Genomic DNA, 24,143 nt, shown 5'->3' with positions numbered 1-24,143 from the left:
TCACCTCACGGAACAGGAAAAGGAATTGGACGCGGCGACAGGCTCGGGCGCCGGGGCGTGGGAACGCAGCGGAGAGACCGTCCGTCGACCACGGCGGACAGCGACTGACCAACGAGCCGCTGGGGGAGGGCGGACCGGGCAGGATCGCTCCCGCTCCGCCGACGCGGAGCCCGGCGAGCCACGCCAGTATCCGAACGGCCACCGAGGCATGTCAATGAATTCCGTCAACGTTTCAGTTTTGGTTACTTCTTGACATGTCATCGACTCCGCATAGCCTGTTCCTCCACACCCCGAGGAGGCTCCGCATGGTTCGTCCGACCAATGGCACCGACTCTCGTGAGTCCAGCGGTGAACCGTCCGCCGACATCCTCATACGCATCCGCTCGGCGCTTCCCTCGCTCGCTCCGGCCGAGCGGCGAGTGGGCCAGGTGGTGCTCAAGGACCCCGCACAGTCCTCGCGTTGGAGCATCGGAACCCTCGCCGAGCGGGCTGAGACCTCGGTCACCACCGTGATGCGGTTCTGTCGGGCGAACGGGCTCAAGAGCTATCCGCAGTTGCGACTGGCGCTTGCCGGTGCCGTGGCTCTGGAGCACGCGCTCAGCCACCCCCGGACGCACAGCCACACCGACATCAGCGCGACCGACACCCTCGACGAGATCGCGGACAAGATCGTCTTTCAGGAGGCGCGCGCACTCGAGGACACCCGAGCGCAGCTCGACATCGGTGCGCTCGGACAAGTCGTCGACGCGGTCGGCGGAGCCCGGCGCATCGACATCTTCGGCGTCGGGGCGAGCGGCTTCGTGGGGGCGGACCTCCACCAGAAACTGCACCGGATCGGCCTGATGGCCTTCATCTGGACCGACGTCCACGCCGCACTCACGGCCGCCGCCCTGCTCGGACCGGGGGATGTCGCCCTGGGCATCTCCCACTCGGGCACCACGGCGGACACCATCGACCCCCTGCAGGCGGCCGCTGAACGTGGCGCGACGACGGTGGCTCTGACCAACTTCTCGCGCTCGCCACTCGCCGAATGCTCCGACCTCGTACTGACGACGTCGGTCCGGGAGACGCCCTTGCGCTCAGGGGCGACGGTGAGTCGAATCGCCCAACTCGCCCTCATCGACTGTCTCTTCGTCGGCGTGGCCCAGCGCTCCTACGAACGCAGCTCGACCGCGCTCAGCGACACCTTCAAGGCGATCCACCGCCGGAGCGTTCCCCACCCCACGGCACGCCGCTCGACCCCCGACGCCTGACACTGCACCCGGTCAGCGCTCCAGCCCACCTCCAGGAAGCAACGACTTCAGTAGCTTGCCCGTGGCCAGGCGATCGACGAAGCGGGGCAGTACGCCGCCTGTGCGGATTTCGTCCGACGGGCCGGCACGTCCGGGCCGACGTGATGGGCCGGCGCACGTGTCGGGCCGCCCGCCCATGCCGCGCCGGGTGCCTTCGACTTGGGTGACTGAGCGCTCCAGTTGCCGCTTGAGCTGCGTGGTTGGCCGGAGCGAGCGTCGCGTATGTCCCGCGCACGCCGTGGTGCCTGTGGGTGCCCGCCGGGGACGTAGGAGCCGAGGCGGGAGGTCAACGTTACCTACCGGTCGGTACAACCCCCGCGTCGCAAGGCCGGGCTGCCGATCGTGGCAGCGCTCCTTTTCGCGGCTGAACTCTTGCGGACGGCCCGGTTAAACGTGATCGATCTTGGCTCTGATCTGACGGATGATGACTAGTCTCCGCTGCTATGAAACATATACGCGCAGCAGGCGGGCTCTGTCTCGTACTGCTGTTCCTCGCGCTGGGCGCCGGTGCCCAGCCCGCCATGGCGCATGTCTCGCGCGAGCACGCCGAGCTCGTCGTTTCCACCGGTGCTGATGTAACCAGTGGTCGTCTCATCGTGCACCGCGACGTGGTGTCCGCCGTCGATGCCGGTGCCTGGGCATCCAGGGTGCTGGCGGCCGGCTGCCCGGCCACCGGCTCGGGTGTGCCCGGTGACGACGGCGGGGTTCCCGGCGGCGTCGTGATCGAACTTGCATGGAGTTGCCACCTCGACGCGCTCGACCTGAGCACGCTGCTGAAGAAGGGCGGACTGAGCCAGGTCGTCGTCGAGTTCGACGGCACCGCGGTCGACGCCTCCGCGGCCACGCCCCTCGTGGACGCCAAGGGCGCACACGCGCCACCGGAGTTCCCCTGGCTCACCGTTTCACTGGTGGCGGCCGGCGGCGTCGTGCTCGTCCTCGCCGCCAGATCATTGCCGTCTCTGCTCCGTGGCTTGCGCACAGGCCGCCGGCTCCGCGTCGCGACCGCCGGAGTCGTCGTCCTGTCCTGCTTCGCGCCCCAGGCGGCGTTCGCCGACGACGCGGCGCCGGACACCGTCACCGTCAAGGGCACCGTTTTCAGGGACGGCAACGCCAACGGCCGGCGGGACAAGGGCGAGCGGGCCATGCCCGGCGTCGATGTCACCGACGGAGCCGCATGGACGACCACGCGTGCCGACGGCTCGTACACCCTGGAGATCGATCCGACGCGCCGCGAGACGGATCTCGTCAGCATCGTCTCGCCCGACGGCTACACCCCGGCCCTGCGCGAGGACTACATCCCGCAGTTCTTCCACAAGGTCCCCGAGACCGGTGGCAGTGGTGTCGACTTCGCGCTCGTTGCGGACCGGAACGCCTCTCGGCCCACCGAGAAGTGGGTGATGAACTCCGACCCCGAGGTCGGCAACCGTACTGACGCCGAGGCCCGCACGGCACTGCCCCAGTGGACCGGCCAGGTGCGGGCGATGTCGGAGGTCGACGGTGCGACGATGCAGATCGCGACCGGGGACCTGACCGTCACCGATTACGCGGAAGAGCCGCGCCGTCAGGGCGCGTACGACCTGTTCAGCAAGGGGCTCGAGACGGGGCGGCTCGGCCACCCCTTCTACCCCGTGATGGGCAACCACGACTTCGGCGGCACGGCCACCTCCAAGGGCTATGCGGGCAGCATGGAGTACTACCGCCGCAACCTCGCTCCCGAGTGGTACAGCTTCGACCGCAACGGCCGGCACATCGTGGTGCTGGAGGACAACTACGACGCGAGCGGGCTCGGACCGCAGTTGGAGTGGCTGCGCAGGGACCTGGCCCAGCACGCGATCGGCAAGCAGGTGCTGGTCTTCGCGCACCGCTCGCTGTTCACCCAGTGGGGCCCCGGCGCGGGCATGCAGCCGACCATCGACGAACTGGCCAAGTACGACGTACGGATGGTCGCGGCCGGGCACAACCAGCAGGCGGAATTCCGGCGCGGGGCATTCAAACGGTCGGTCGAGATCAACAATCAGGGCACGTACGGCATCGACGGAGCCCACCCCGACTACAAGGTGCTCGATTTCAGCGGGATCACCGACGATCCGCGTACGAGCCGCAACGAGGACACCGGTCATGTGACGGGCATCCACCGGCAGTTCGACATCGATGACGACTCCGTCCTGGTCGGCCCAGGGCAGGGCAGCGTCCACGGCACGAGGGCCGGGGTGCCCGTCGAGGTGTACGCGGAGGACGACGGCCGTACTCCCGCGAAGGCCACACTGACCGTGCGGGACAGCCGAGGCCATGTCGTGAAGCGGACGAACGCGCGGTTCGGCACGGAAGCCGCCAAGCCAGGCATCCAGAATTGCTACACCCCGCCCGGCGGCAAGGCCGAGCCCTGTCCCGACGCACGCGGGGCATGGACGCGTGCGAGCGGCACGCCGCTGCGCGGCCTGCGGCCCGGTAGCTACACCGCCGAGGCAACGGCGTACGACACCAAGGGCAAGGCGTTCCCGGTGCAGAAGAGCACCTTCGACGTCGTACCGGACTCCAGGCTGACCCAGCCGAAGAGCGGGCAGGACTGGCTGCGGCAGGGCGGCGACGAGGCAGGACGTTCCGCGAGCGGCGACAACCCTGGCGACCGGCTCGACCTCAAGTGGACCCGGCACACCGGCGAGCAGTTCAACCTGAACGGCTCGGTGATCGCGGACGGAAGACTGATCGTCTCCTCCCGCGCCTTCGACTCGCCGTACAGCATGATGCTCGCGTACGACATCGCATCCGGCCGGGAACTCTGGCGTACCTACCTGGACGGCGACGCCGAATCGGCGCCGACCCTCCACGGTGGACAGGTCTATCTGACGACCGGCGTCGGACGGGTCTATGCCCTGGACGCCGAGGACGGGCATGTCGCCTGGGAGTCGATCGACCGTGAGGAGACCCACGGCGACACCGTGCGCCGCTATGGACGCGCGGGCGGACCGGTGAGCGTCTTCGCGCTCACCGGCCAGGACCGTACGGTCGCCGTCTACCAGGACGCGAACATGGTCCGCTGCCGGGACGCCAAGACCGGCGTGTTGTTGCCCGGCGGCTTCGGGGCCGCGTTCTCCTGGGGCCAGGCGCACAGCACCGCCATTCGCGAGCCCGGCTCCAACACTGCCTATCTGCACTCCATGTCGAGCAACACCGTCATCGCGATGGACCTCGCGAAGTGCACCCAGCTGTGGGCGAAGGACACCGCGGGCGACATCGACAGCCACTCCTCGCCGGTGCTGACGCAGCCCGCGTCGGGTCCGGCGAAGCTGGTGACGTTCACGGCGTACGGCGTTCGCGGGCACGACCCGCAGACGGGCGCGGTGACCTGGGAGTCCAAGCTCGGCGGCGGCAGTGTCTGCGAGCCGGGCCGGGCTCCACTCACCAGCCCCGCCGTGTGGGGCGACATCGTCTATGTCGCGGGCCGCGACGGTGTGGTCCGCGCCTACGACGCGAGTGCGTCCGATCCGTCGAAGCCCGTGTGGGAGACCAAGGCAGGATATCTGCCGGGCAAGAGCCCTCTTGACGACCCCGGGCGGGTCGCCATGGGCTGCGAGGTCGGCGCAGGATCGCCCACGATGCACCCCTTGGTGACGAAGTCGTCGGTGTACGTGGGGACATGGGACGGCCGTCTGCTGGTGCTCGACCGCGCCACCGGCAGGCAGCAGGCCGCGTACAACCTCGGCGGGGGAGTGGCTTCGGCGCTCTCCGTCAGCGGTGACTGGGTCTTCGCCCTCACCGACGACGGTACGGTCCACGCGCTGGCCGCGCGCCGGGACTGAGAGGAAGCATCAGCGTGCAATGACTCCGCACCGGGGTGCTGCTCCTGCTGGCCGCCGTCCCCGTGCTGCTCTTCGGCAGCGCGGGGACGGCGCAGGCGCACCCCTTCGGCACCCCGCCCGTCGTCAGGATCGAGGCGAACGGCCCGGTCGTGGACACGGCCTGGTCCGCGCAGAAGGACGACATCGCCGTCGTGAAGAAGCATTCCGGTGGCGATGTGGCTCGGTATCTGCGCTCGCACATCGTCGTACGTCAGGACGGAGCCCCGTGCCGCGTCGCGAAGGCGGACGGTATGAAACTCCGCTTCGTCTGCCCCCATCCGGTGGACCGCATCAGCCTGACGGTCACCGCGCTGACGGACGTCAACCCCGCCTACCGCACGCTCTCCGTGACAGACCAGGGTGGCGGCGCGCTGCACACGGCGAAGGAGCCCACGCGGGAGCTTGCCCTCGTATCGGGCGAATCCGGTGCAGGCACCGGCTCGTCGGCTGCGGGCGGGATGTGGACCACCAACCTGGTGTCCCTGCTGGACCATCGTGCGGCGCTTTCTACGGCCCTGCTGGTGGCTGCGGCCGTGGGCGCGCTCCATGCCTGTGCGCCCGGGCACGGCAAGTCGCTGGCCGCCGGATATCTCGTGGGCGGCCGGGGCCGACCCCGCGACGCGGTGTGGCTCGGCGGTGTCGTCGCCGTGATGCACACGTTCTCGGTCGGCGTCCTGGCGGTCGGCTGGTGGCTGCTGGCCAAGAGCGCGCCGGACATGGCGGCGCTCACGGGATGGCTGCAACTGATCGCGGCGCTGGTGGTGGTGGGGGTGGGCGTGCGCCTGCTGCACACGCATCTACGCCGCCGCAGGCAGGTCGACGTGCGGACACAGACGCATCACGGGCACGGGCACCGGCACGAAGGTGGTCATGAGCACGGGCATCGTCACCGCATCCCCGACCCACCGTCCCTGCTCACCTGGCGGGGGCTGGTCCTGCTCGGCGCGGCCGGTGGTCTCCTGCCCTCGCCCTCCGCGTTCCTCGTCCTGCTTGCCGGGCTTCTCACCGGCAAGGTGGCCGTTGCCCTGGCATTGGTGGCCGCGTTCGGTGTCGGTATGGCCGTGACGCTCACCGGCGTCGGAGTGCTTGTGCTGCGCAGTCGTGACGCCCTGCTCGACCGGCTCTCACGCTCACGGGCCCTGCGCACCTGGACCCTGAGGGTTCCGGTCTTCGCGGCCTCGGCAGTGGTGGTCGGCGGCACGGTTGCATCGGCACTGGCCGCGGGCCAACTCCTGGCGCCTTAGGTCCCGTTCAGGTGCCCCGTCCGGCTCGCAGCCGGACGGGGCACCTGCCACAGGGCAGTTCTGCCCTCGGCCAACTCTGGGACCTGCGACATGCTGCAACTCAGCGTGGTCAACGTCCACAAGATCGCAAGCCGGGCCCGCGAGCATCTCGCGGCCGAGCAGCGGGAGACCGTGGACGCAGCGGAGCACCGACAACTGCTCGAAGCCTTCGTCGCAGGCCCCGTACCGGAGATGTCGCCTCCTTGGAAGCACTCCTCGCCTCGGACGCCGCCGGCCGTTCCGCGAACAGCGCCACTCGCGGCGCCGCCCGCGACTCAGCGCTGGGCTTGGCCGCAGGCAGGCGCCCGGACAGCTCATGTCCAGGGTCGATGCCGCCGCCGCTGCAGTGCAGTTATGGACCCCACGTCTTGGCCCGAGTGGGTCTCGGAGTCAATGGGCGACTACTTCAAGCCCCAGGCTTGTCCGGCGGATGATGGGCGGAGCCGGAGTCCGATCTCGGCGACGGTGACGGTGCGGGGGAAGACCTTGCGCAGCACGTAGGTCCAAACGACAGGCCCTAGTCCTCCCACACCCACGGCCGCAGCTTCTCCGGGTTGCGGACCACCCAGATCCGGGTGACGCGTCCGTCAGAGACGTCGAACGAGGCTACGGTCATCACGACGCCGGCACGCTGGGCCACCAGGCCCGGCACACCGTTGACCGACCGCTCAAGGAGTTCAAGTCCTGGAGCCTTGTCGGCAATGGCGACCATGTACTGGGCGATGCGCGCGCCGCCCTCGACCGGGCGCAGGACGGTGCCGACCATGCCGCCGCCGTCGGCGGTCATCACGGCCGCCGGGTTGAGGAGGCCGACGAGGGCTGCGATGTCCTTGGTCTCCCATGCCTCTTTGACGTGCCTCACCACGTCGGCTTGGCCGGTCGCCGTCACCGGAGTGCGCGCGACACTCACCCGACGCCGGGCGGAGGCCGCCAGCTGCTTGCACGCCGCAGGGGTCCGGCCGAGAACGCCGGCGATCTCGGCGAACGGGTACCGGAAGACGTCGTGCAGGACGAACGCCACCCGCTCCGCGGGCGTCATCGACTCCAGGACCACGAGGAAGGCTATGGCCACCGACTCGTCCAGGACGATCTGGTCGGCGGGGTCTTGAGGGCCGGTGGGGTCGGCGCCACCCCCGCGGTCCCACTCGGTGCGGTCGGGCAGCGGCTCGGGCAGCCACGCGCCGACATAGCGTTCCCGGCGGGCCCGCGCCGAGCCGAGCAGGTCCAGGCAGATGCGGCCGGTCACCGTCGTCAGCCAGGCGCCGGGGGACAGGATCTCCTCCTGCCGGCTTCGTGTCAGCCCGTACCAGCGTGCGTAGGCATCCTGTACGGCGTCCTCGGCCTCGGTCACCGAACCGAGCAACCGGTAAGCGACGTTGATCAGTTGGCGCCGCTCGCCGGCTACCTCATCGGTGCTGGTCCCGACAGTCCCCATGCTTCCGGCCGCCTCCTCGCCTTACCTTTCGCAGCCCTGTGTCGTCGGGCTGGTGAGACCTTATCGATCTACTGCCCACGGGCGGACAAGGGGACTGTGACATGGCCACTCAGGTGACGGCGACAGCGACCGCGAAAGCACAGCGCAGCTCCTCGTTCCTGCAGATCGCGATCGCGCTGCAGACCCTGACCATCTTCCTTCAGGCGGTCTCCGCCGGACTGCTGCTGACCTCGTCCTACGGAGAGACGCTGCACAGCATCGGAGCCCGTGTGATGTACGGGGCGTCGATGCTGTACGTGCTCGCGGCGGTGCTGGCGTGGAAGCCGGGCGGCGGCTCGCTCCGGCCCGTCTGGCATGCGTCAGGTTTCCTCGTACTCGCCTCGGTCCAGGTCGTGCTCGGCATCGCACACGTCCCGTCGGTCCATCTCCCCCTGGGGGTCTTGATGTTCGGTCTGAGTGTGCTGGCGCTGGCCCGGCGCTGAGGTCCGATAGGAAGACCGCAGGGGGAGGCATCAGCATGCGCCGCGAGGCGTCGCGCCCCGGGCGTCATGATGAACGGGACCGGAGCCCCGCCCGGATGGTCCGCTGGGCCGGCGCCGCGGGCCACGGGGCGCGCCTGGCGCGCTGGGCCCGCACCACACACCGCATCGGTCTGTTCAGCCTGCCGTTGTTCGTTCCGGATCAGTTGGCGAACTCGCGCAGGCGGGCTTCGCCGATCTTGCTGAGCGTGTCGGTCCGGGCGGGCGTCCGGCCGAGTTCGGCAGGGGTATGTGGCGCCCGGCGACCTCGTCCAACGGCCCGACACCGCATCGCTCGTGCTGCGGACACGATCAGCTGATCAATGGCTCGTCGGTGGCCGTTGCCTCTCCCCGGTCACGGTCAGGGTGCCGTTGAAGCCTTCCTCGCGGCGTCGAACGGCGTCCGGTCGAAGATGATCCGCAGGTGGGTGATCGTGCCGTCCCGGACCGTCAGGCACTCGGCGGCCGGTGCGCTGGGGACCGGCTTGGTGCTGGTGTCGTACATCAGCAGCGCGGTCGTCTCATCACCGAAGGAGGCGATCAGATCCGAGCCGGTGAGGATCTGAACGAAGGGGCCCATGAAGCCCCGGAAGGCTTCCGCGCCTTCCAAGCGCCCGGCCGGTGCCTGGCAGACGATGTCCTCGGCGATGTAAGTCATGGCCTGCTCGAAGTCGCCTCCGGTCCAGGCCCGGTGATAGGCGAGCGCGGTCTGAAGGGCCGGGCTGGGCATCTGGGGCATCGTCGGAATTCCTTCCATGTCGTCCGGCGGTGGTCACCGGGTCGTCCGGCGGTGGTCACGGGGTGGCGAGGCCGGTCACGAATTCCCGTGCTTCCGCCAGACAGGCCGGGCACAGCTCGGCGTCGGCCGGGGTGAGGCGGACCCACTCCCGCATCGGCCTCCCCGGGCGGGGCTCGCACGGCCGACCAGTGCCGGCCTCGATCAGCTCGGCGACCCGCCCGGCGGGCAGCTTGACCACAAGGTCGCTGCTGGTGGCGAAGGCATAGAACGCGCCTTAGGTCTTCAGGCCGGGCGAGTGCAGCATGCGGCCCCGTTCGTCACCGGGATGCTCATCGAGCAGAGTCCGGCCGGCATCTTCGAAGGCGGCCGTGTCCATGCCTCTCCTGCCCGGCTGCTTCAGAGACCCGCCGCGCCGGACGAAGTGGCCCACGCGGGCTTCCTCCTCCAAGCCTGCCCTGCTGGTCATGGCCCCGCCACCCGGCACCACGCACACGCTCACCCCATACGGCCCCGGGTTTGAAGTCATCCGACAGGGGCTGTTCCCAATCCTGCCGATGATCATGAATAGTGTCCTTGTCCATCCCCATACGCAGAGAGAGACGTGGTTCCCCATCTCTCCGGCTACGAGGTCCTCGTCATGGTCGGTGCAGGGTCGAGCGCCCGGGTCCGGCGTGCCGCGACCGACGCGTCACGCGGGCTCTCACCGCTCGAGGCGCTGCGCGACTCCGTGGCGGTGGAACTGGAAGACGCTGAGCAGCAAGAGGAGTTGTGGCGCCTGCATGCCCACATGCTGTGCGGACTGCCGGATCTTCTCGCGCGCTCTGTCGGCGCCGACCTGGCCGGCGAGACCGGGCTGACGGAAGCGACCTGATCCGCCCCGGTGCCACAAACGCCGTCGAAACTTCAACCGGAACAACCGCATCCCCGCGGCGGGCGGCCGTCGGGGATCAGGAAGAGGTGCCATGAAACAGGAACTCGAGTTCTTTGCGGGAGACGCTGCGCCGTGGCGGGAAGCCGCGCAGCCGGGCACTGAGGAGAAGGTGCTGTCGCGGGATCCGGATGACCCCGCTGTGCTGACCCGGCTCGTGCGCTGGCTGCCTGGTCTGGACACCAGTGCCGCCGGAGTGATCACCCACGACTACGTCGAGGAGGTGTACCTGCTGGAAGGCGAGCTGGTCGACCTCACACTCGGACAGACGTTCGGGCCAGGCCACTACGCGAGTCGCCGGCCCGGCATGCGCCACGGCCCCTACCGCACTCCGGCCGGCTGCACCATGCTCGAAATCCGTTACCGCGCCTGATCTGCGACCGGGATGAGGGCGCTGCGGTCGAACGGCCCGCCCTGCGTTGCGGCGTACGCGACGGGGGCATTGACGGCCGCCAGATCGGAAGGACATGTTCGTCAGCGGGCCGGAGGCGACGGGGGAGCGCCGCGTCCGACCTGCTCGTCGGTGCCCGAACCAACGAAGGCCTCGAATAACCGGGAGGTCCCGGGCCGTTCCCCGTCGGTCAGCCCCGCCGTTTCGGTCGCAGCAGTTGTTCCCGTAGTGCCGTGAGCTGGTGGGAGGAGTCCACCGCGCGGGACTCGTCGAGCGTGGCGAGCGCGAGCAGGAGTGCGTCGGCGACGAGGAGGCCGGTCAGCGACTCCGCCGTGATGCCGGTCGGGGTGTGCGGCGCGGTCAGGACCGCCTCGACCTGGTCCTCGTAAGCCTCGCCCAGTTCGTCCGTCACCAGGACGACCTTGGCGCCGACCGCGCGGGCCCGCTCCATCGTCACGGTGAGTTCGACGAGTTGGCGGCCGGGCTGGAAGATGACCACCGCGTCGCCCTGCCCGAGGGCGAGGAGCTGGTCGGCGAGGGCGAAGCCGGTCTCGGAGACGAATCGGGCCCGGTGGCCGATGCGGCCGAGTGCGAGGGCCAGGTGGCGGGCGCCCGGTTCCGAGGCGGCGATTCCGTAGCAGAACACTTCGTGGGCTTCGGCGAGTGCGGTCACGGCGCGCTTGAGGGCGTCCGGTTCGGTGAGGCGCCGGGTGTGGTCGATGCGCTCGCGGGCCTCGTCGAAGACATCGGTCCAGATGGACGCGAGGTCCCGGCCCACGTGCGCGATGCGCTGCTTGAGGCGGACCTCGGGGGCGACGGCAGAGGTGAAGTCGCTGGCCAGTTCGCGCTTGAGGGCGGGCAGGCCCGCGTAGCCGAGGCGCTGGAGTGCCCGGACGACGGTGGCGTTACTGGTGGAGCTCGCCGTGCCCAGCTCCTGCGCGCTGGCGAAGAGCAGCTGCTCGACGGGCGCGCTGGCCAGGTGCTGGGCCACGGCCCGTTCCGATGTGGACAGTTCGTCCCATTGGTCGCGAATCGCTGCCCGGAGCCGCGTCGCGCCGGTCCCGTCCTCTGAAATTTCCATTACAACCATTGACTTCCGTGTGGTCGACGTTACTGTCCTGGGCAGAACGTTCCAAGTGGAGCTCTTTCTGAAATTGACGTTACAGGATCCTGCGATCCTCCGCCGTCGTTCGGGAGCGCTCCGTCGCGAGGAGAACAATGACACCCCGTCCCACGGAAACCGCCCCCACCCGGGTCCTTCCGGTCATCGAGATCTCCGGCAGCCCGCTCGACCGGGGCCGGCAGTACGGCGAGGCCGTGCGGCCCCAACTGCACGCCGCCCTCGGCTACTACGAGGAGGCCTTCGGCCAGTCAGCCGGACTGACCTGGGACCGCGTCACCGCCCGCGCCGCCCGCTGGCTGGACCCCGTACGCGACTACGCACCCCACCTCGTCGACGAGATGCGGGGCATCGCGGACGGCGCGGGAGTCGACCTGCTCGACGTCCTCGCCCTGAACGCGCGGGGCGAGGTCATCTACGACAAGTCCTTCGCGCAGATGGAGGCCGACGGCAGGACACCCGAGGAGGAGCCCGCCGAGGGCTGCACCTCCTTCGCCGCCTACGGAGAGGCCAGCGGCGACGGGCACGTCTACGCCGGGCAGAACTGGGACTGGCGCGCCGGGGTCGCGGACACCGTCGTCATGATCCGGATCGTCCAGCCACCAAAGCCGACCCTGATCATGCAGGTCGAGGCCGGCCAGATCGGCCGCCAGGGCGCCAACTCCGCCGGGATCGCCTTCAATGCCAACGGGCTCGGCGGCCGCTTCGACGACGCGATCGGCCTGCCCCAGACCGTCGTGCGCCGCAGCGTCCTGGACCAGAGCAACATCACCGACGCCCTCGACGTGCTCTGCCGCACCCGCGCCCACATCGCCAGCAACGCCCTGCTGACCTGCCGCGAGGGCTTCGCCATCGACCTGGAGACCACACCCGCGGGACACGGCTGGATGTATCCGACCGACGGCCTGCTGGTGCACGGCAACCACTACCAGGCTGGCGTCCCCGCCCAGTTGGCCGCAGCCGGCTACCGGCCCATGTCGTCCGACTCCTTGGTCCGCGTGCCGCGCGCCGAGCAGGGGCTCAGGGCGTTGCGCGGCTCCACGGGGCCCGACGAATCCCGCAAGATCATCCGCCACGCCATGTCGGATCACCTCGGTCTCCCCGAGTCCCTGTGCACCCATCCGGACCCCCGGCAGCCGGCCGTCAAGCACTGGACGACGCTCGTCTCCTCCCTGGCCGACCTGACCACCGGCGACTACCACGTGACCGCCGGAACGCCCTGCGACCGCGAGTACCAGCACCTCCCCTGGAACCTCCACGACGGCCCGTACGGCCAGAACTGACAGGAAGACGCCGATGACCCACACCAGTTCCAGAAGAAGGGCGGCCGTGGCCGCAGGCCTCGTCGTCGCGACGATCGCCGCGGCCGCGGGCTGTAGCGGAGCCACCCGGAACACCGCGGGGGGCTCCGCGACCGCCGACGCCGCCAAGCTCACCCTCACCCCCACGACCGACGCCGCCAAGGGTGAACTGGCCAACGCCGACTGGCTCCTGGAGGACGAGCCGGACTCGCTCGACCTGGACACCCAGGGCGCCAGCGCGGGCCGCGTCGTCCTCACCAACGTCTGCGAACGCCTCTACCAACTTCAGCCGGACATGTCGACGAAGCCCCTCCTCGCCGAGAAGGCCCGGACGCCGGACGACAAGACCCTCGTCCTCACCCTGCGCTCCGGTGTGACCTTCCACGACGGCACCTCGATGACTGCCGACGACGTGCTGTGGAGTCTGAAGCGGCACGCCGACCCCGACATGGAACAGGGCGACGAGTTCGGCAATATCGCGGCTATGAAGAAGACCGGCGCCCGGCAGATCACGATCACCTTCAAGGCACCGGACGCCATGTTCTTCAAGGCACTCGCGGGCGACGCGGGCATCGTGTGGAACAAGGAGCAGGTCGAGAAGGCCGGCAAGGACTTCGGCACACCCGGACAGCCCGACGCCTGCACCGGGCCGTACGAGCTGAGCAGTTGGAAGTCCGGCGACTCCATCACCATCCGCCGCTACGACTCCTACTGGGGCAAGAAGCCGCTGACGAAGCAGGTCACCTTCCGCTGGGCCGCCGACAGCGCCCTGGTCAACGCCCTGACGACCGGCGCGGCCGACGGCGCGTACGCCGAATCGCCCAACACCGCCGCTGCCCTCCAGGGCAAGAAGGGCATCGAGCAGCACTACGGCCCCTCCACCGCGTCGCTCGTCCTCATCCCCACCGAGCGCGGCGGACTGAAGGACGCCAAGGTCCGCCGGGCGCTGTCCCTCGCGCTCGACCGCAAGGGCATCGCCGCGTCCGGCTACGGCGGCATGGTCCAGCCCTGGGGCACCCCGGTCGGCTCCGGCGCCTGGGGCTACGAGAAGCCCGTGTTCGAAGCCGCCCAGAAGGCCGTCGACTACGCCCCCGCCAGCCCCTCGGCCGACGATCTCGCCACCGCCAAGCAGCTGGTGAAGGAGTCCGGGACCGATGCCGCCACCCCGATCGTGATCGGTACGGACGCCAGCCAGGGCCGCACCGTCATCGCCAACGCAGTGCGCGCGGCCCTCCAGCGGATCGGCCTCAAGGGGCAGATCAAGACGGTCGCGACCTCGCAGTTCGAGCAGTTCTACAGTGACCCGCAGGCCCGCGCCGACATCGACGTCCTGGTCGGTGACTGGTACATCTCCAAGGCCGACCCGATGGGCTTCTACGACAACGCCCTGTCGGACTCCTCGAACAACTGGGTCGGCTTCAAGAACGCCGCGTACGACACCGAGGTGAAGAAGGCACTCGCCACTCTCGACGACGCCGAACGGGCCAAGCTCGCGGTCGACGTCCAGAAGAAGTTCACCGACTCCGCCGTGTGGATCTCCGTCGCCCAGGTCCCCTCCGTCCTCGTCCTCAACACGAAGCTCACCGGACCGCCCGCCTCCATGGCGTACCTCTACTACCCGTGGGCCGCCGAACTCGGCGCGAAGAAGGGCTGACCACCGATGCTTGCCCGGATCTCCCGGCGCCTCGCCGGACTGCTCGCCACCCTCGTCGCCGCCTCCTTCGTCATCTTCGCCGCCGTGTACGCGGCACCCGGCGACCCCGCCGTCTTCCTGGCCGGCGGCCGCGACAAACTCACCCCCGAAAAGCTCGATCTGGTGCGCGCGCAGTACCACCTCGACGAGCCGCTCGTCGTGCAGTACGGGCGCTGGCTCGGTGACTGTCTCCACTTCGACCTCGGCCGCTCCTTCAAGTACGGCGACCAGGTCGCCGACCTGGTCGCCGCCCGCTTCCCGACGACACTCGCCCTCGTCGCCTACGCGACCGTGCTCTTCGTCGTCCTCGGCGTCGGCGCGGGAATCCTCGCCGCCGTACGCCGCGGCACATGGATCGACTCGGCGGTCGTCGGCGGCACGACACTCGCCGCGTCGGTGCCCTCGTTCGTCTCGGCCATCGCGCTGGTCGCCCTGTTCGGCGTCCAACTGGGCTGGTTCCCGGTGTCCGGCAGCGGAGAGGGCCTCGCCGGCGGCCTGCACCATCTGACCCTGCCCGCCCTCTCGCTCGCGCTGGGCGCGCTCGCCCTGATCAGCCGCGTGACCCGGCAGTCCATGGTCGACGCGGGCACCGCCGACCATGTGGAGGCCGCCCGCGCCTCAGGCATCCCCGAGGGCGAGATCGTCCGCCGGCACATCCTGCGCAACGCACTCGGCCCGATCGTCACCATGTGCGGCCTCGTCATGGCGGGCATGCTCGCCGGCACCGTCGTCGTCGAGACGGCGTTCGGGATCAGCGGCGTCGGATCACTGCTCGTCGGCGCGATCAACACCCACGACTTCCCGGTCGCACAGGCCGTACTCCTCCTCATGGTCACCGGCTACATCGTGGTCACCACCCTCGTCGACCTGGTCCACCCGCTGCTCGACCCGCGGGTGAAGGAGGCCGCCGCATGAGCACCCAGACCCTCGCCCCCGGCGGCCTGCACCTCACGAAGAACCGGCGCCCCTTCGGCGTCGTCGTCGCGGGCGGCGTGATGACCCTCGTCGTACTCGCCGCAGTCCTCGCACCCCTGCTCGCCCCGTATGCCCCCGACGCCATCGACCTCTCGGCCTCCCTCGTCGGCACAAGTGGCGACCACCTTCTCGGCACCGACTCCTCCGGGCAGGACCTGCTCTCCCGAGTGCTGTACGGAGCCCGCACCAGCCTCATCGCCCCGATCCTGCTGCTGGCCATCGCGGCCCTCCTCGGCGTCACCCTCGGCACGCTCGCCGCCTGGCGCGGCGGCTGGGTGGACACCCTCGTCTCCCGCCTCACCGACGTCATGTACGCCTTCCCCGGGCTCCTGTTCACCGTCCTCATCATCGCCGTCTTCGGCTCCGGCATGACGACGTCCGTGCTGGCGCTCGGCCTCGCGTACACCCCGACCGTCGCCAAGTACACCCGCTCAGTGGCGCTCGCCGAACGCCGCAAGCCGTACATCGACGCCTACCGGGTCCTGGGCATGGGCGGCGCACGGATCTGCGCCCGCTTCCTCGTCCCCAACCTCGGCCGGTCCGTCGTCGGCTATCTCGTGGTCCTCTTCGGTGAGGCACTGATGTCCCTGGCCACGCTCTCCTACCTGGGCTTCGGCGCCCAGCCGCCCAGCTCCGACTGGGGACTGATGGTCCAGGAAGGGCAGGCCGCCGTCGTCCAGGGCGCGCTCCTGCCCGCGCTCGTCCCGGGCTTCGCCATCGCCCTCGTCGTGGTGTCCTTCAACGTCGTCGGGGTCTGGGCCGCCGACCGACTCGGCAACAGGAAGTAGCCATGCTCCTCGACATCGACAACCTCACCCTCCAACTGCCCGGCACCGCCCGGCCCGTCCTCAGCGGCGTCTCCCTCCAGGTGGCGAGCGGCGAAGTGGTCGGCCTGGTGGGCGAGTCCGGATCAGGCAAGTCGACCACCGCCAAGGCGGCCCTGCGCACGCTTCCCGACGGAACAGCCATATCCGGATCCGTGCGCGTCGACGGGACGGACGTCCTCGCGCTGACCGGCGACGACCTGCGCCGTCACCGGTCCCGTACGGTCGCCATGGTCCACCAGGACCCGCGCTCCGCCCTCAACCCGGTCCGCCGCGTCGGCGACTTCCTCGTCGAACGGCTGACGGGAACCGGCCTCGACAAGAAGACGGCCCGCACCCGCGCCGTCGAACTCCTCGACACCGTCGGCCTCTCCGACCCCGAACGCCGGGCCCGCCAGCGCCCGCACGAACTGTCCGGAGGCATGCTCCAGCGCGTCGTCATCGCCGGCGCCCTCGCCGCCGAACCCCGGCTGCTGCTCGCCGACGAGGCGACCAGCGCCCTGGACGTCACCACCCAGGCGGAAATCCTCTCGCTCCTGCGCACCCTGCGCGCCGACCGGAGCCTGGGCCTGCTGTTCATCACCCACGACCTCCACCTGGCCGCCGCGTACTGCGACCGCGTGTACGTCATGTACGCGGGCCGCGTTGTCGAGCGGCAGCCCGCCACCCAGCTCTTCGACCGGCCACAGCACCCCTACACGAAGGGACTGCTCGCCTGCTCGTCGACGCTGGGGGAGGGGCGGCGCGAGCTGCGCCCGATCCCCGGGCGCCCGCCGTCCCTCGCGGACACGTTCGGCGGCTGCGAGTTCGCGGACCGCTGTGCCGACGCGGAACCGGCGTGTTCGACGTGGACGCCCGAGCCGTCGCCCCTGTCCGGCGGGGGCAGCGCGACCTGCCGCCGACTGCCCGAACTCACCGGCCCGGGCCCGGCCGCCCCGCTGAAGAGGAGCGTCCGATGACCGCAGAAGTACCGCAGGACGCACCGCTGTTGGCGGTGGAAGGACTGCACAAGACGTACGGCCTGCCCGGCGGAGGGCGCCTCACCGCAGCCGACAGCGTCACCTTCACCGTCCCGGCGGGCGGCTCGCTCGGCATCGTCGGCGAGTCCGGATCCGGCAAGACGACCGTCGCGCGCCTGCTCGTCGGCCTCGTACGGCCGGACGCCGGCACCGTCTCCGTCGCGGGCCGGAGCCGCACACCACGCACCCCACGCGGCAGCCGGGCACGCCTCGCGCGGGCCCGCGAGATCCAGATGGTCTTCCAGGACCCGTACGTGTCCCTGGACCCCCGGCTCACGTCGCGCCAGTGCCTGACCACGGCCCTGCGCCTGCACGGCCGGGAGGAGGCCCTCGCCGACGGACTCCTGGAACAAGTAGGCCTCGGCGCACGTGAGTCGGGGGCCCGGCCGCACGGCCTGTCCGGCGGCCAGCGCCAGCGGCTCGCCATCGCGCGGGCGCTGGCGGTCGACCCCAAGGTGCTGGTCCTCGACGAGGCGGTGGCCGCGCTCGACGTGTCGATCCAGGCACAGATCCTGCACCTGCTCGAAGAGATCCGCCGCGACACCGCGGTCGCTCTCGTCTTCGTCAGCCACGACCTGGCGGTCGTCCAGCACATCACGGACGAGGTCGTGGTCATGCGCAGGGGCACCGTGGTCGAACAGGGCCCGACGGCCGTTGTCCTGGCCGGTCCGCAGGACCCGTACACGAGGCTGTTGCTCGCCTCGGTGCCAAGCGCGGGCTGGGACCCGGCGGACGCGGTCAGGGCGCGAGCGGCCACGGTGTGAACGTTCTGATCGGCTGAGCCCGTCCCCTGCGCCGGTGCGCGGCACCCTGCCGACGGACGGTGAGCGAACCGTCGCCAGGGTGCCCTGCGGAAACAGCCGTGTCAGGACAGTGGCTCCACCCAGACGTCCCGGAATCGCACCTTGTTCCCGTGGTCCTGGAGCCGGATCGCCCCGGCCGCCGCGGACTCCGGGTCGCCCGCGCCCGTCGGGCCGTCGACCGCCACGTCGTCATGGACCTTCTTGCCGTTCCACACCACCGTGACCCTGGCGTCTGACGTCTTCTTGCCGTCCGCGTCGAAGCGCGCCGCGCGGAACGTGATGTCGTACGTCTGCCAAGTCTCCGGCGCAGTAGACGCGTTGAGGTCGGCGGCCTTCTTCTGGTAGATCGCCCCCGCCTCGTTGTCCGCGAGCTTCTCCACACCGAACGAGTCGAGGATCTGCACCTCGTAACGCTCCTGGAGATAGACCCCGCTGTTGCCCCGGTTCTGTCCGGTCACGTCGTCCGGCAGCTTCGGCACCCGGAACTCGACGTGCAGCTTGAAGTCCTGGAAGTGCTGCTTTGTGCGCAGGTCGCCGCAGCAGACCTCCATGGACTTATCGGAGGTGTGCGGCCATTCGGCGCTGCGGCCGTCGGAGTGCTGCCAGGCGGTCGAGATGCTCCCGCCGGAGAACAGATCGATCCGGGCGCCGGGCCGGCGCACGTCGAGCGCGTCGAGATTCACATGACCGGTGTCACCGGCCCCGACGGCGTACGTGATCGTGTTGCGGCCCTTGCGCAGTTCGAGCCGCTCGGTCCTGGTGGACCAGCGGTTCCACTCGCCCGTGGACGGCAGGCTCGTCCGTTTCGGTTCGCCGCCGTTGACCGTGACGCTGATCGTCTTGGTGCCCGGTGCGGGGTGCGGACCGTTCGCGTACCGCAGGCCCACGTCGTACGCGCCCTTCTTGTCGACCACGACGTCGAAGCTCGCCTTCGCCCCCTGCTCGCCGAAGCCGTCGACGAAGCCCCCGCCGGTGTAGCCGGCGTGCTCGGTGTCGATGCCGGCACTGCCGGAGAGCTTCGCGGACTCGGCGTCGTAGGTGGTGACCGCCTCCTCGGGACCTGGCTTGGCGTTGAGCGTGTACCAAGCCTCGGTCGACCACAGCTGCTCGCCCTCGGACGACGAGAACGGGCGGGGCGAGCGCACGTGCACCACGCGGTCCGGCTTCAGGCCAGGGATGGTGAGCCGGACCTTGCGGCGGTCGTCGGAGAGCTTCGCCGACGAGACCGGCAGCGACTCCTCGTCGACCTTCGGTCCGCCGTACGCGGGCGTCGGCACATAGCGCCACTGCTCGACGGAGTACGCGCCCGTGGTCAGCTTGGTCGCCGTCTCCTCGGACAGGGGCTTGGTGTAGGTGAGTTCGAAGCCGTCGCGGGTGGCACGCATCGTCTGGATGTCGAACGCGGTCTTCCCGGTCGGCGTCAGCTTCTGCAGTCCGAAGCGGAGCTTGCCCTCCTGGCCCCAGTTGCCGTCTGCGCCGAGCCCGCCGGTGTAGATCGCGCCGTCGGGCCCGGTGCTGATCCGGGTGATGCCGGACTCGAGGCCCTGAGTGTGCCGGAACACCGCACCCTGGTACTCGCCACCGACCTTCTCCAGGTCGGCCCGCTGGAGTCCTCCGTAGGTGACGTCACCGAACACCATCTGCCCGGCGAACGGCCCCTTCTTCAACTGCATCGGCGTACTGGGGGAGTTGGCGATCTCGTGCTGTGGCAGCCAGAGCACCGGCTTGGTGACGGGCTTGTCGTCGAACGGACCGTCCGGGTTCATGTAGTGGTTGAAGAACCGGTCCTGCTTGATGTGCACCAGCTTCGACGCGGGCAACCAGCCGCCCTGGTTGTCCGCAACGAACAGATCGTTGCCCGGGCCGCGCCCGATCCCGTTCGGGGTCCGCAGGCCGCTGGCGAGGTAACTGACCTTGCCCGTCGCCTTGTTGACCTTGATGGTCGTACCACGGTTCGGCGCGGGCTGCGGATCGGTACTCGCCCCACCGTAGTTGATCGCGACCGAAAGATTCAGATAGAAGTCGCCCTTGTCGTAGAGCAGCCCGAAGGCGAACTCGTGGAAGTTCCCGCCGTACGGCCACTCGGCGATCTTCCGCTTCTCGTCGACGACGTCGTCGCCGTCGGTGTCGTTCAGCTCGGTCAGCTGATGCTTCTCGGAGACATACAGTTTCCCGTCCACGTACTTGATCCCCATCGGCTCCTTGAGCCCGTCGGCGATCTTCTTGTACGTGACCTTGTCGGGCCCGGTGTCCCCGGTGACGTGGTCGAGGAGGTACACCTCGCCCTTCGTCTCGGTGCTGCCGCCCCAGGTGGTGATCGCAAGGCGGTCGTCGGGCAGCCAGTCCATCGCGGAGACCTGCGGCTCGAAGCCCTTGGGCCGCAGATCGGTCAGCTTGTACCCGGGGTTGACCTCGGTCAGCGGCAGCCCGTCACCGGGGGTGTCGTACGTCCCCTCGCACTCCTTGCGACCTGGCGCCGTCACTCGTACGACACCGGCGTCCGTGCTCAGCGCGGAGTTCGGCACGGTGGCGAACTCGCTTGCTCCCGGCGGCTTCCACTGCAAGGTGACCTGCTGGCCGCCGCCCGCGTCGAAGTGGTCGATCCGCAGCGACTGATAGCCGGCGTTCAGCGTGATCTCGCCGTCCTTGGGCTCAGCACCGTGCAGGCCGTCGTGATCGATGACCTGCTGTCCGCCGAGAAGGAGCCGTGAACCGTCGTCACTGATCAGCCGGAAGCCGTACGAGCCGGCCTCCGGCACGTTCAGATTGCCGAGGATCTGCGACACGAAGTTGTTCTCGAACCCGAACCCGTCGGTGGAGGTCCAGTCGGCGGTGGGGATCAGCTTGTCGACGTTCGGGGTCTGCGCGGGCTTGAGGTCGCAGAGTTTGCTCAGGGGTGACTGGATGTCGAAGACGCGCAGGGTCACCCCCGGTTCCTGCGGGGGCAGATCCGCGAACGGCCGCGGACCGTCATCGGCCGCGCCCGGCGTCGGGGCGACCAGGCCGGCACCGAGGAGAGCGGTGAGCAGCAGCCCGGTGGCTCTTCGGGCGCCGCGACGTCTGGAGCGGGATATGTGCACGGGGCGTGGCGTCACTCTTCCTCCTGCGTGGTTCCGCTGTGGGTAACGCAGACTTCTGTGGCCGAGCGACGCTCAGCGTAGGGATGGGGTCGCGGAGCGTCCACACTTTGTCCACAGAAAGGAAGAACTGAAAGGGAGTTGGCCGAGACGCTGCCCTGGGCAACCGCCGGTTTCAGGGGCCCCGGACGGCATCTGGGCCGAGTCCTCCCGGCAGGCAGCACGACTTGGACCGGCAGTGAAGGAAGCCCGAAACGTCGGTTGTTACCGGGCGGTTGGCGAAGTCAGCTGCCGCGTTTGAGGCGTACGACGACGGGGGCGCCGAAGGGGTCGCCGGACTGGTTGACCTGGACGTGCCCGGCACCCAGCCATTCGTCGGTGCCGGGCACCCGGTGGATTTCCTCCAGCCACAGCGACTGGTTCGATCCCTTGCGGGCGCCGGTGGACAGAGGGAGACGGTGGCGCTTGACCTTCACGCACTTGCCGTCGTCGGTGAGGTACCAATTGCCGTCGAGGATCAGGCCCTTGTCGTCCTGAGCGACCGGTCTCCGCAGCGCGCAGCCACCGGGCGCGGGCTCCTGATCGACCCACTGCGATCCGTCCCAGCGCAGCCGGATGAACTGGTCTGCGGGCTCGTCGTCGACCTCGCCGTGGTTGAAGGTGTTGATCCCATATGCGCGGACCTCACCGCTGGCGAGCGCGAAGACCTGGTCGAGGTCGGCGCCAGGCTCCGGCGGGATGGGGTCCTTGAATCGGGCCTGTGGGGTGTCCACCGACTTCCAGGACGTACCGTCCCAGTGCATCGAGGCGGGCTGGCTGTATCCCTCGCCGGAGCCCAGTTCGGTGCCCGGCCCGGTCGAGCGGCTGCCGACCGCCCAGACGTCGTCCGGTCCCACCACCGCGAGGTCGGAGGCTCCGTAGGGCAGGCGGGTCGTGGCCCAGTGGGTTCCGTTCCAGTGCTGGGCGGTCTGCTTGCTCGCGTCGAGGGTCCAGATGTCGTCCGGGCCCGTGGCCTCGAAGTCACCGGCAGTGCCTGGCGGGGGGCTCGGCACCGCGGACCATCGGGTGCCGTCCCACTGTGCCCAGCGGTTCACGGCGGGGGCCGCTTCAGCGGTTTGCGGCCGGAGCCACAGCGTCTTCTCACCGACCTCTTCGAGGAAGGGCGGGTAGTCACCGGCGCCGAGCGCTTCGGGCAGGGGCTCGCGCTTCCACCGCGTGCCGTCGTAGTGCAGCAGGTGGGCGTTGGACTCGCCGTTGTTCTCGGTCGCGACCGCCCAGACGTCGTCCTTGGCCAGGGCGGCGACATCGACGAGCTTTCCGCTGAAGGCCGCGATGTGCTCGAACTCCCAAGTGAGGGAGCCCGCAGAGGCCTTCGGTGAGGCGTCTTTGCCACTGGAGCCCGCAGTGTCGGCGGAGCCCGAGGCGCCGGAATCGGTCGGCTCGGCGCCGGTGCCGCATCCCGCAGCCGTGAGCAGCATGCCCAGCACGGCGACGGCCACCCCGCACCTGTGCCTGATTCCTGCCGCTCTGCGCATGATCGCACCCCTTCTCGCTCCTCCCCGGAGCGATTCCCCAGCATTCCCCGGCGAGCGGGCAGCGTACCCGCTCGGTACCCAGACCTGGCGCACTGCCAACTCGGGTGCTTCGGCGCGACGCGTGTCACGCCGACGTGACGTGCATGCCGCCCTCGGCGAGGGTGCTGAGGGCCTCGGCGAAAAGGTCGTACGGCTGACCGCCGGGTGTGAGCATGCGCGAGAGGTGCTCGCGGGCAGTCGTCGAGTTGTGCCAGAGCAACGTGGCGGGGGAGGTGTGGCCGAAGGCGCCGCGGAGGCAGTCGTCGATGGCGGCCAAGCAGGTGCCGAAGTACCCTCCCGGACCGTTGATCGCCTCACCCAGGGCGAGATAGAGGCCTGGTGCGTCGGTGACATGTCGGCCGTCGAGTTCGTAGGAGTGGCCGGCAGGCCGGTCAGGGTGTGCCCGCGGGGGTCGCTCACGGACGAGGTCGAACCAGGCCAGACGCTGACGGGTGCCCAGTTCGGCCCAGGCGCCGGGGGTCCGCGGCGGCCCGTTCATCCATTGCTGCCAAAGGGGACGGGCGTGTTCGGGAACAGGTGTGTAGTGTTGCCCGTCGAGTTCGAGGTCGATCAGATCCGTGCCGTGCGAGGAGGAGCGCCACGCGCTGACGCTGGTCCACAACAGCCGTGTGGCGAAGGGCTCTCCGGAGGCGTCGCGTATCTCGAGAGCGGCTTCCTCCAAGGACGCCGCTCGGCGTGTGCCCTGCGCCAGTGCCCGCCGCAGCCGGTCGCTGGGTGCGAGTCCGCGAAGGATGAGCGGGGCCGCTGCCCGCTCGGCCGGGAGGATGCGGGCGAATTCCCGGCAGACACCCAGCGGTCTGTACTCGTTGTGTACACGAACGGCTTCCCGGTATCCCTCGGGCGGGCCCACGTAGTCGTCCAGGCCGGTGAGGACAAGGCTGCCCGAACCAGCGGGCGGCTCAAGGCTGTTGACGTCTTCCAGGAGCCAAGGCCCGAGGGTCTCGTCCCTCGGCACCAGCCAGACCCGGTCACCGATCCAGCCCTCTGGCCCGATCTCCTCCGGCTGCCAGCCAAACAGCTCGTACGTCTCCCGAGGGGGTTCGCCGAACAGTCCGTCAACTCCGAGGCATACGCCCCAGCTGTGGCCGCTCGCCGTATCGATCAGTGCGTATCGGGCTTGCTCACGATGGCCTCGGTTCTGCTGCACAGGGGAATCCTGCCCGGCGCGGCCGAGGAGGTGAAGTCCATTTAGGGCTGGAACTCCGGAGTGCCTGCACCGGTCAGGAGTCCGCCACCAGCAGGCGATATCCGACGTCGATGCCGTCGAGTGTGAGCCGGTCGGCGTGACGGTGCCGACGAACCCCTCAAAGA

20 protein-coding genes are annotated in these 24,143 nt (G+C 69.6%); 12 read left to right on the top strand and 8 right to left on the bottom strand.

Features of this window, described 5'->3' with window-relative positions; genetic code table 11:
• The first annotated feature begins 305 nt into the window (after positions 1-305).
• The 3 genes from OG574_RS02810 (at position 306) to OG574_RS02800 (ending at position 6,375) form a co-directional block, all read left to right on the top strand.
• Positions 306-1,253 carry a MurR/RpiR family transcriptional regulator gene (locus OG574_RS02810; protein WP_326771672.1) on the top strand — a complete coding sequence of 316 codons (948 nt, stop codon included), beginning with the start codon at positions 306-308 and terminating at the stop codon, positions 1,251-1,253.
• Positions 1,254-1,735: 482 nt separating this feature from the next.
• Positions 1,736-5,092 carry an outer membrane protein assembly factor BamB family protein gene (locus tag OG574_RS02805; RefSeq protein WP_326771671.1) on the top strand — a complete coding sequence of 1,119 codons (3,357 nt, stop codon included), beginning with the start codon at positions 1,736-1,738 and terminating at the stop codon, positions 5,090-5,092.
• Positions 5,093-5,127: 35 nt separating this feature from the next.
• Complete coding sequence (locus OG574_RS02800; RefSeq protein WP_326771670.1) at positions 5,128-6,375, top strand: hypothetical protein; 1,248 nt, start codon at positions 5,128-5,130, stop codon at positions 6,373-6,375.
• 556 nt (positions 6,376-6,931) lie between these two features.
• Here the strand turns inward: OG574_RS02800 and sigJ are convergent.
• The gene (gene sigJ, locus OG574_RS02795) at positions 6,932-7,849 is read right to left on the bottom strand and encodes an RNA polymerase sigma factor SigJ (protein WP_326771669.1); all 918 of its coding nucleotides are present in this window, start codon (positions 7,847-7,849) and stop codon (positions 6,932-6,934) included.
• A gap of 101 nt (positions 7,850-7,950) precedes the next feature.
• On the opposite strand from sigJ, the gene OG574_RS02790 reads away from it, so the two are divergent.
• Positions 7,951-8,331, top strand: coding sequence for a hypothetical protein (locus OG574_RS02790; protein ID WP_326771668.1), 381 nt, complete (start codon positions 7,951-7,953; stop codon positions 8,329-8,331).
• A gap of 397 nt (positions 8,332-8,728) precedes the next feature.
• Here the strand turns inward: OG574_RS02790 and OG574_RS02785 are convergent, their stop codons facing one another.
• From OG574_RS02785 to OG574_RS02775, 3 genes are read right to left on the bottom strand one after another with little or no spacing between them, the layout of a single operon-like run.
• Positions 8,729-9,106, bottom strand: coding sequence for a nuclear transport factor 2 family protein (locus OG574_RS02785; RefSeq protein ID WP_326771667.1), 378 nt, complete (start codon positions 9,104-9,106; stop codon positions 8,729-8,731).
• A gap of 55 nt (positions 9,107-9,161) precedes the next feature.
• Positions 9,162-9,344, bottom strand: a complete 183-nt coding sequence (locus tag OG574_RS02780) for a hypothetical protein (protein ID WP_326771666.1) — start codon at positions 9,342-9,344, stop codon at positions 9,162-9,164.
• Positions 9,345-9,380: 36 nt separating this feature from the next.
• On the bottom strand, positions 9,381-9,572 hold the full coding sequence (locus OG574_RS02775; RefSeq protein WP_326771665.1) for a hypothetical protein: 192 nt from the start codon (positions 9,570-9,572) through the stop codon (positions 9,381-9,383).
• 135 nt (positions 9,573-9,707) lie between these two features.
• Here OG574_RS02775 and OG574_RS02770 point away from each other — a divergent pair, with 135 nt between their 5' ends.
• Positions 9,708-9,977, top strand: a complete 270-nt coding sequence (locus tag OG574_RS02770) for a hypothetical protein (protein WP_326771664.1) — start codon at positions 9,708-9,710, stop codon at positions 9,975-9,977.
• A gap of 91 nt (positions 9,978-10,068) precedes the next feature.
• Entirely contained in the window at positions 10,069-10,407 is a 339-nt protein-coding gene (locus OG574_RS02765) for a cupin domain-containing protein (protein ID WP_100593673.1), read from the top strand.
• Between the two features lie 208 nt (positions 10,408-10,615).
• Here the strand turns inward: OG574_RS02765 and OG574_RS02760 are convergent, their stop codons facing one another.
• On the bottom strand, positions 10,616-11,506 hold the full coding sequence (locus OG574_RS02760) for a MurR/RpiR family transcriptional regulator (RefSeq protein WP_326771663.1): 891 nt from the start codon (positions 11,504-11,506) through the stop codon (positions 10,616-10,618).
• A 137-nt stretch (positions 11,507-11,643) separates the two neighbouring features.
• Here OG574_RS02760 and OG574_RS02755 point away from each other — a divergent pair, with 137 nt between their 5' ends.
• The 6 genes from OG574_RS02755 to OG574_RS02730 are packed head-to-tail and all read left to right on the top strand — an operon-like array spanning position 11,644 to position 18,121.
• A complete protein-coding gene (locus OG574_RS02755) occupies positions 11,644-12,828 on the top strand; it encodes a C45 family peptidase (protein WP_326771662.1) in 1,185 nt (394 codons plus the stop codon).
• Between the two features lie 13 nt (positions 12,829-12,841).
• On the top strand, positions 12,842-14,500 hold the full coding sequence (locus OG574_RS02750; protein ID WP_326771661.1) for an ABC transporter substrate-binding protein: 1,659 nt from the start codon (positions 12,842-12,844) through the stop codon (positions 14,498-14,500).
• 6 nt (positions 14,501-14,506) lie between these two features.
• Positions 14,507-15,454 (top strand): ABC transporter permease, encoded by a 948-nt coding sequence (locus tag OG574_RS02745; RefSeq protein ID WP_326771660.1) that lies wholly within the window; start codon positions 14,507-14,509, stop codon positions 15,452-15,454.
• Positions 15,451-16,302, top strand: a complete 852-nt coding sequence (locus OG574_RS02740; RefSeq protein WP_100593678.1) for an ABC transporter permease — start codon at positions 15,451-15,453, stop codon at positions 16,300-16,302. The genes OG574_RS02745 and OG574_RS02740 overlap by 4 nt, the downstream gene beginning before the upstream one ends.
• A gap of 2 nt (positions 16,303-16,304) precedes the next feature.
• Complete coding sequence (locus OG574_RS02735; RefSeq protein ID WP_326771659.1) at positions 16,305-17,297, top strand: ABC transporter ATP-binding protein; 993 nt, start codon at positions 16,305-16,307, stop codon at positions 17,295-17,297.
• Complete coding sequence (locus OG574_RS02730) at positions 17,294-18,121, top strand: ABC transporter ATP-binding protein (RefSeq protein WP_326771658.1); 828 nt, start codon at positions 17,294-17,296, stop codon at positions 18,119-18,121. Before OG574_RS02735 ends, OG574_RS02730 begins: the two co-directional genes overlap by 4 nt.
• Before the next feature lie 101 nt (positions 18,122-18,222).
• Here OG574_RS02730 and OG574_RS02725 read toward each other — a convergent pair whose 3' ends face one another.
• The 3 genes from OG574_RS02725 to OG574_RS02715 form a co-directional block, all read right to left on the bottom strand.
• On the bottom strand, positions 18,223-21,255 hold the full coding sequence (locus OG574_RS02725) for a family 16 glycoside hydrolase (RefSeq protein WP_326771657.1): 3,033 nt from the start codon (positions 21,253-21,255) through the stop codon (positions 18,223-18,225).
• A gap of 266 nt (positions 21,256-21,521) precedes the next feature.
• The gene (locus OG574_RS02720; RefSeq protein ID WP_326771656.1) at positions 21,522-22,772 is read right to left on the bottom strand and encodes a hypothetical protein; all 1,251 of its coding nucleotides are present in this window, start codon (positions 22,770-22,772) and stop codon (positions 21,522-21,524) included.
• Between the two features lie 124 nt (positions 22,773-22,896).
• On the bottom strand, positions 22,897-23,979 hold the full coding sequence (locus OG574_RS02715) for a barstar family protein (RefSeq protein ID WP_326771655.1): 1,083 nt from the start codon (positions 23,977-23,979) through the stop codon (positions 22,897-22,899).
• Positions 23,980-24,143: the final 164 nt, after the last annotated feature.

Origin of the sequence: Streptomyces sp. NBC_01445, assembly GCF_035918235.1 — a bacterium.
Lineage (GTDB): Bacteria > Actinomycetota > Actinomycetes > Streptomycetales > Streptomycetaceae > Streptomyces.
Note: the sequence above shows the minus strand (reverse complement) of the source record. Positions and strands in the feature narration are given on the sequence as shown.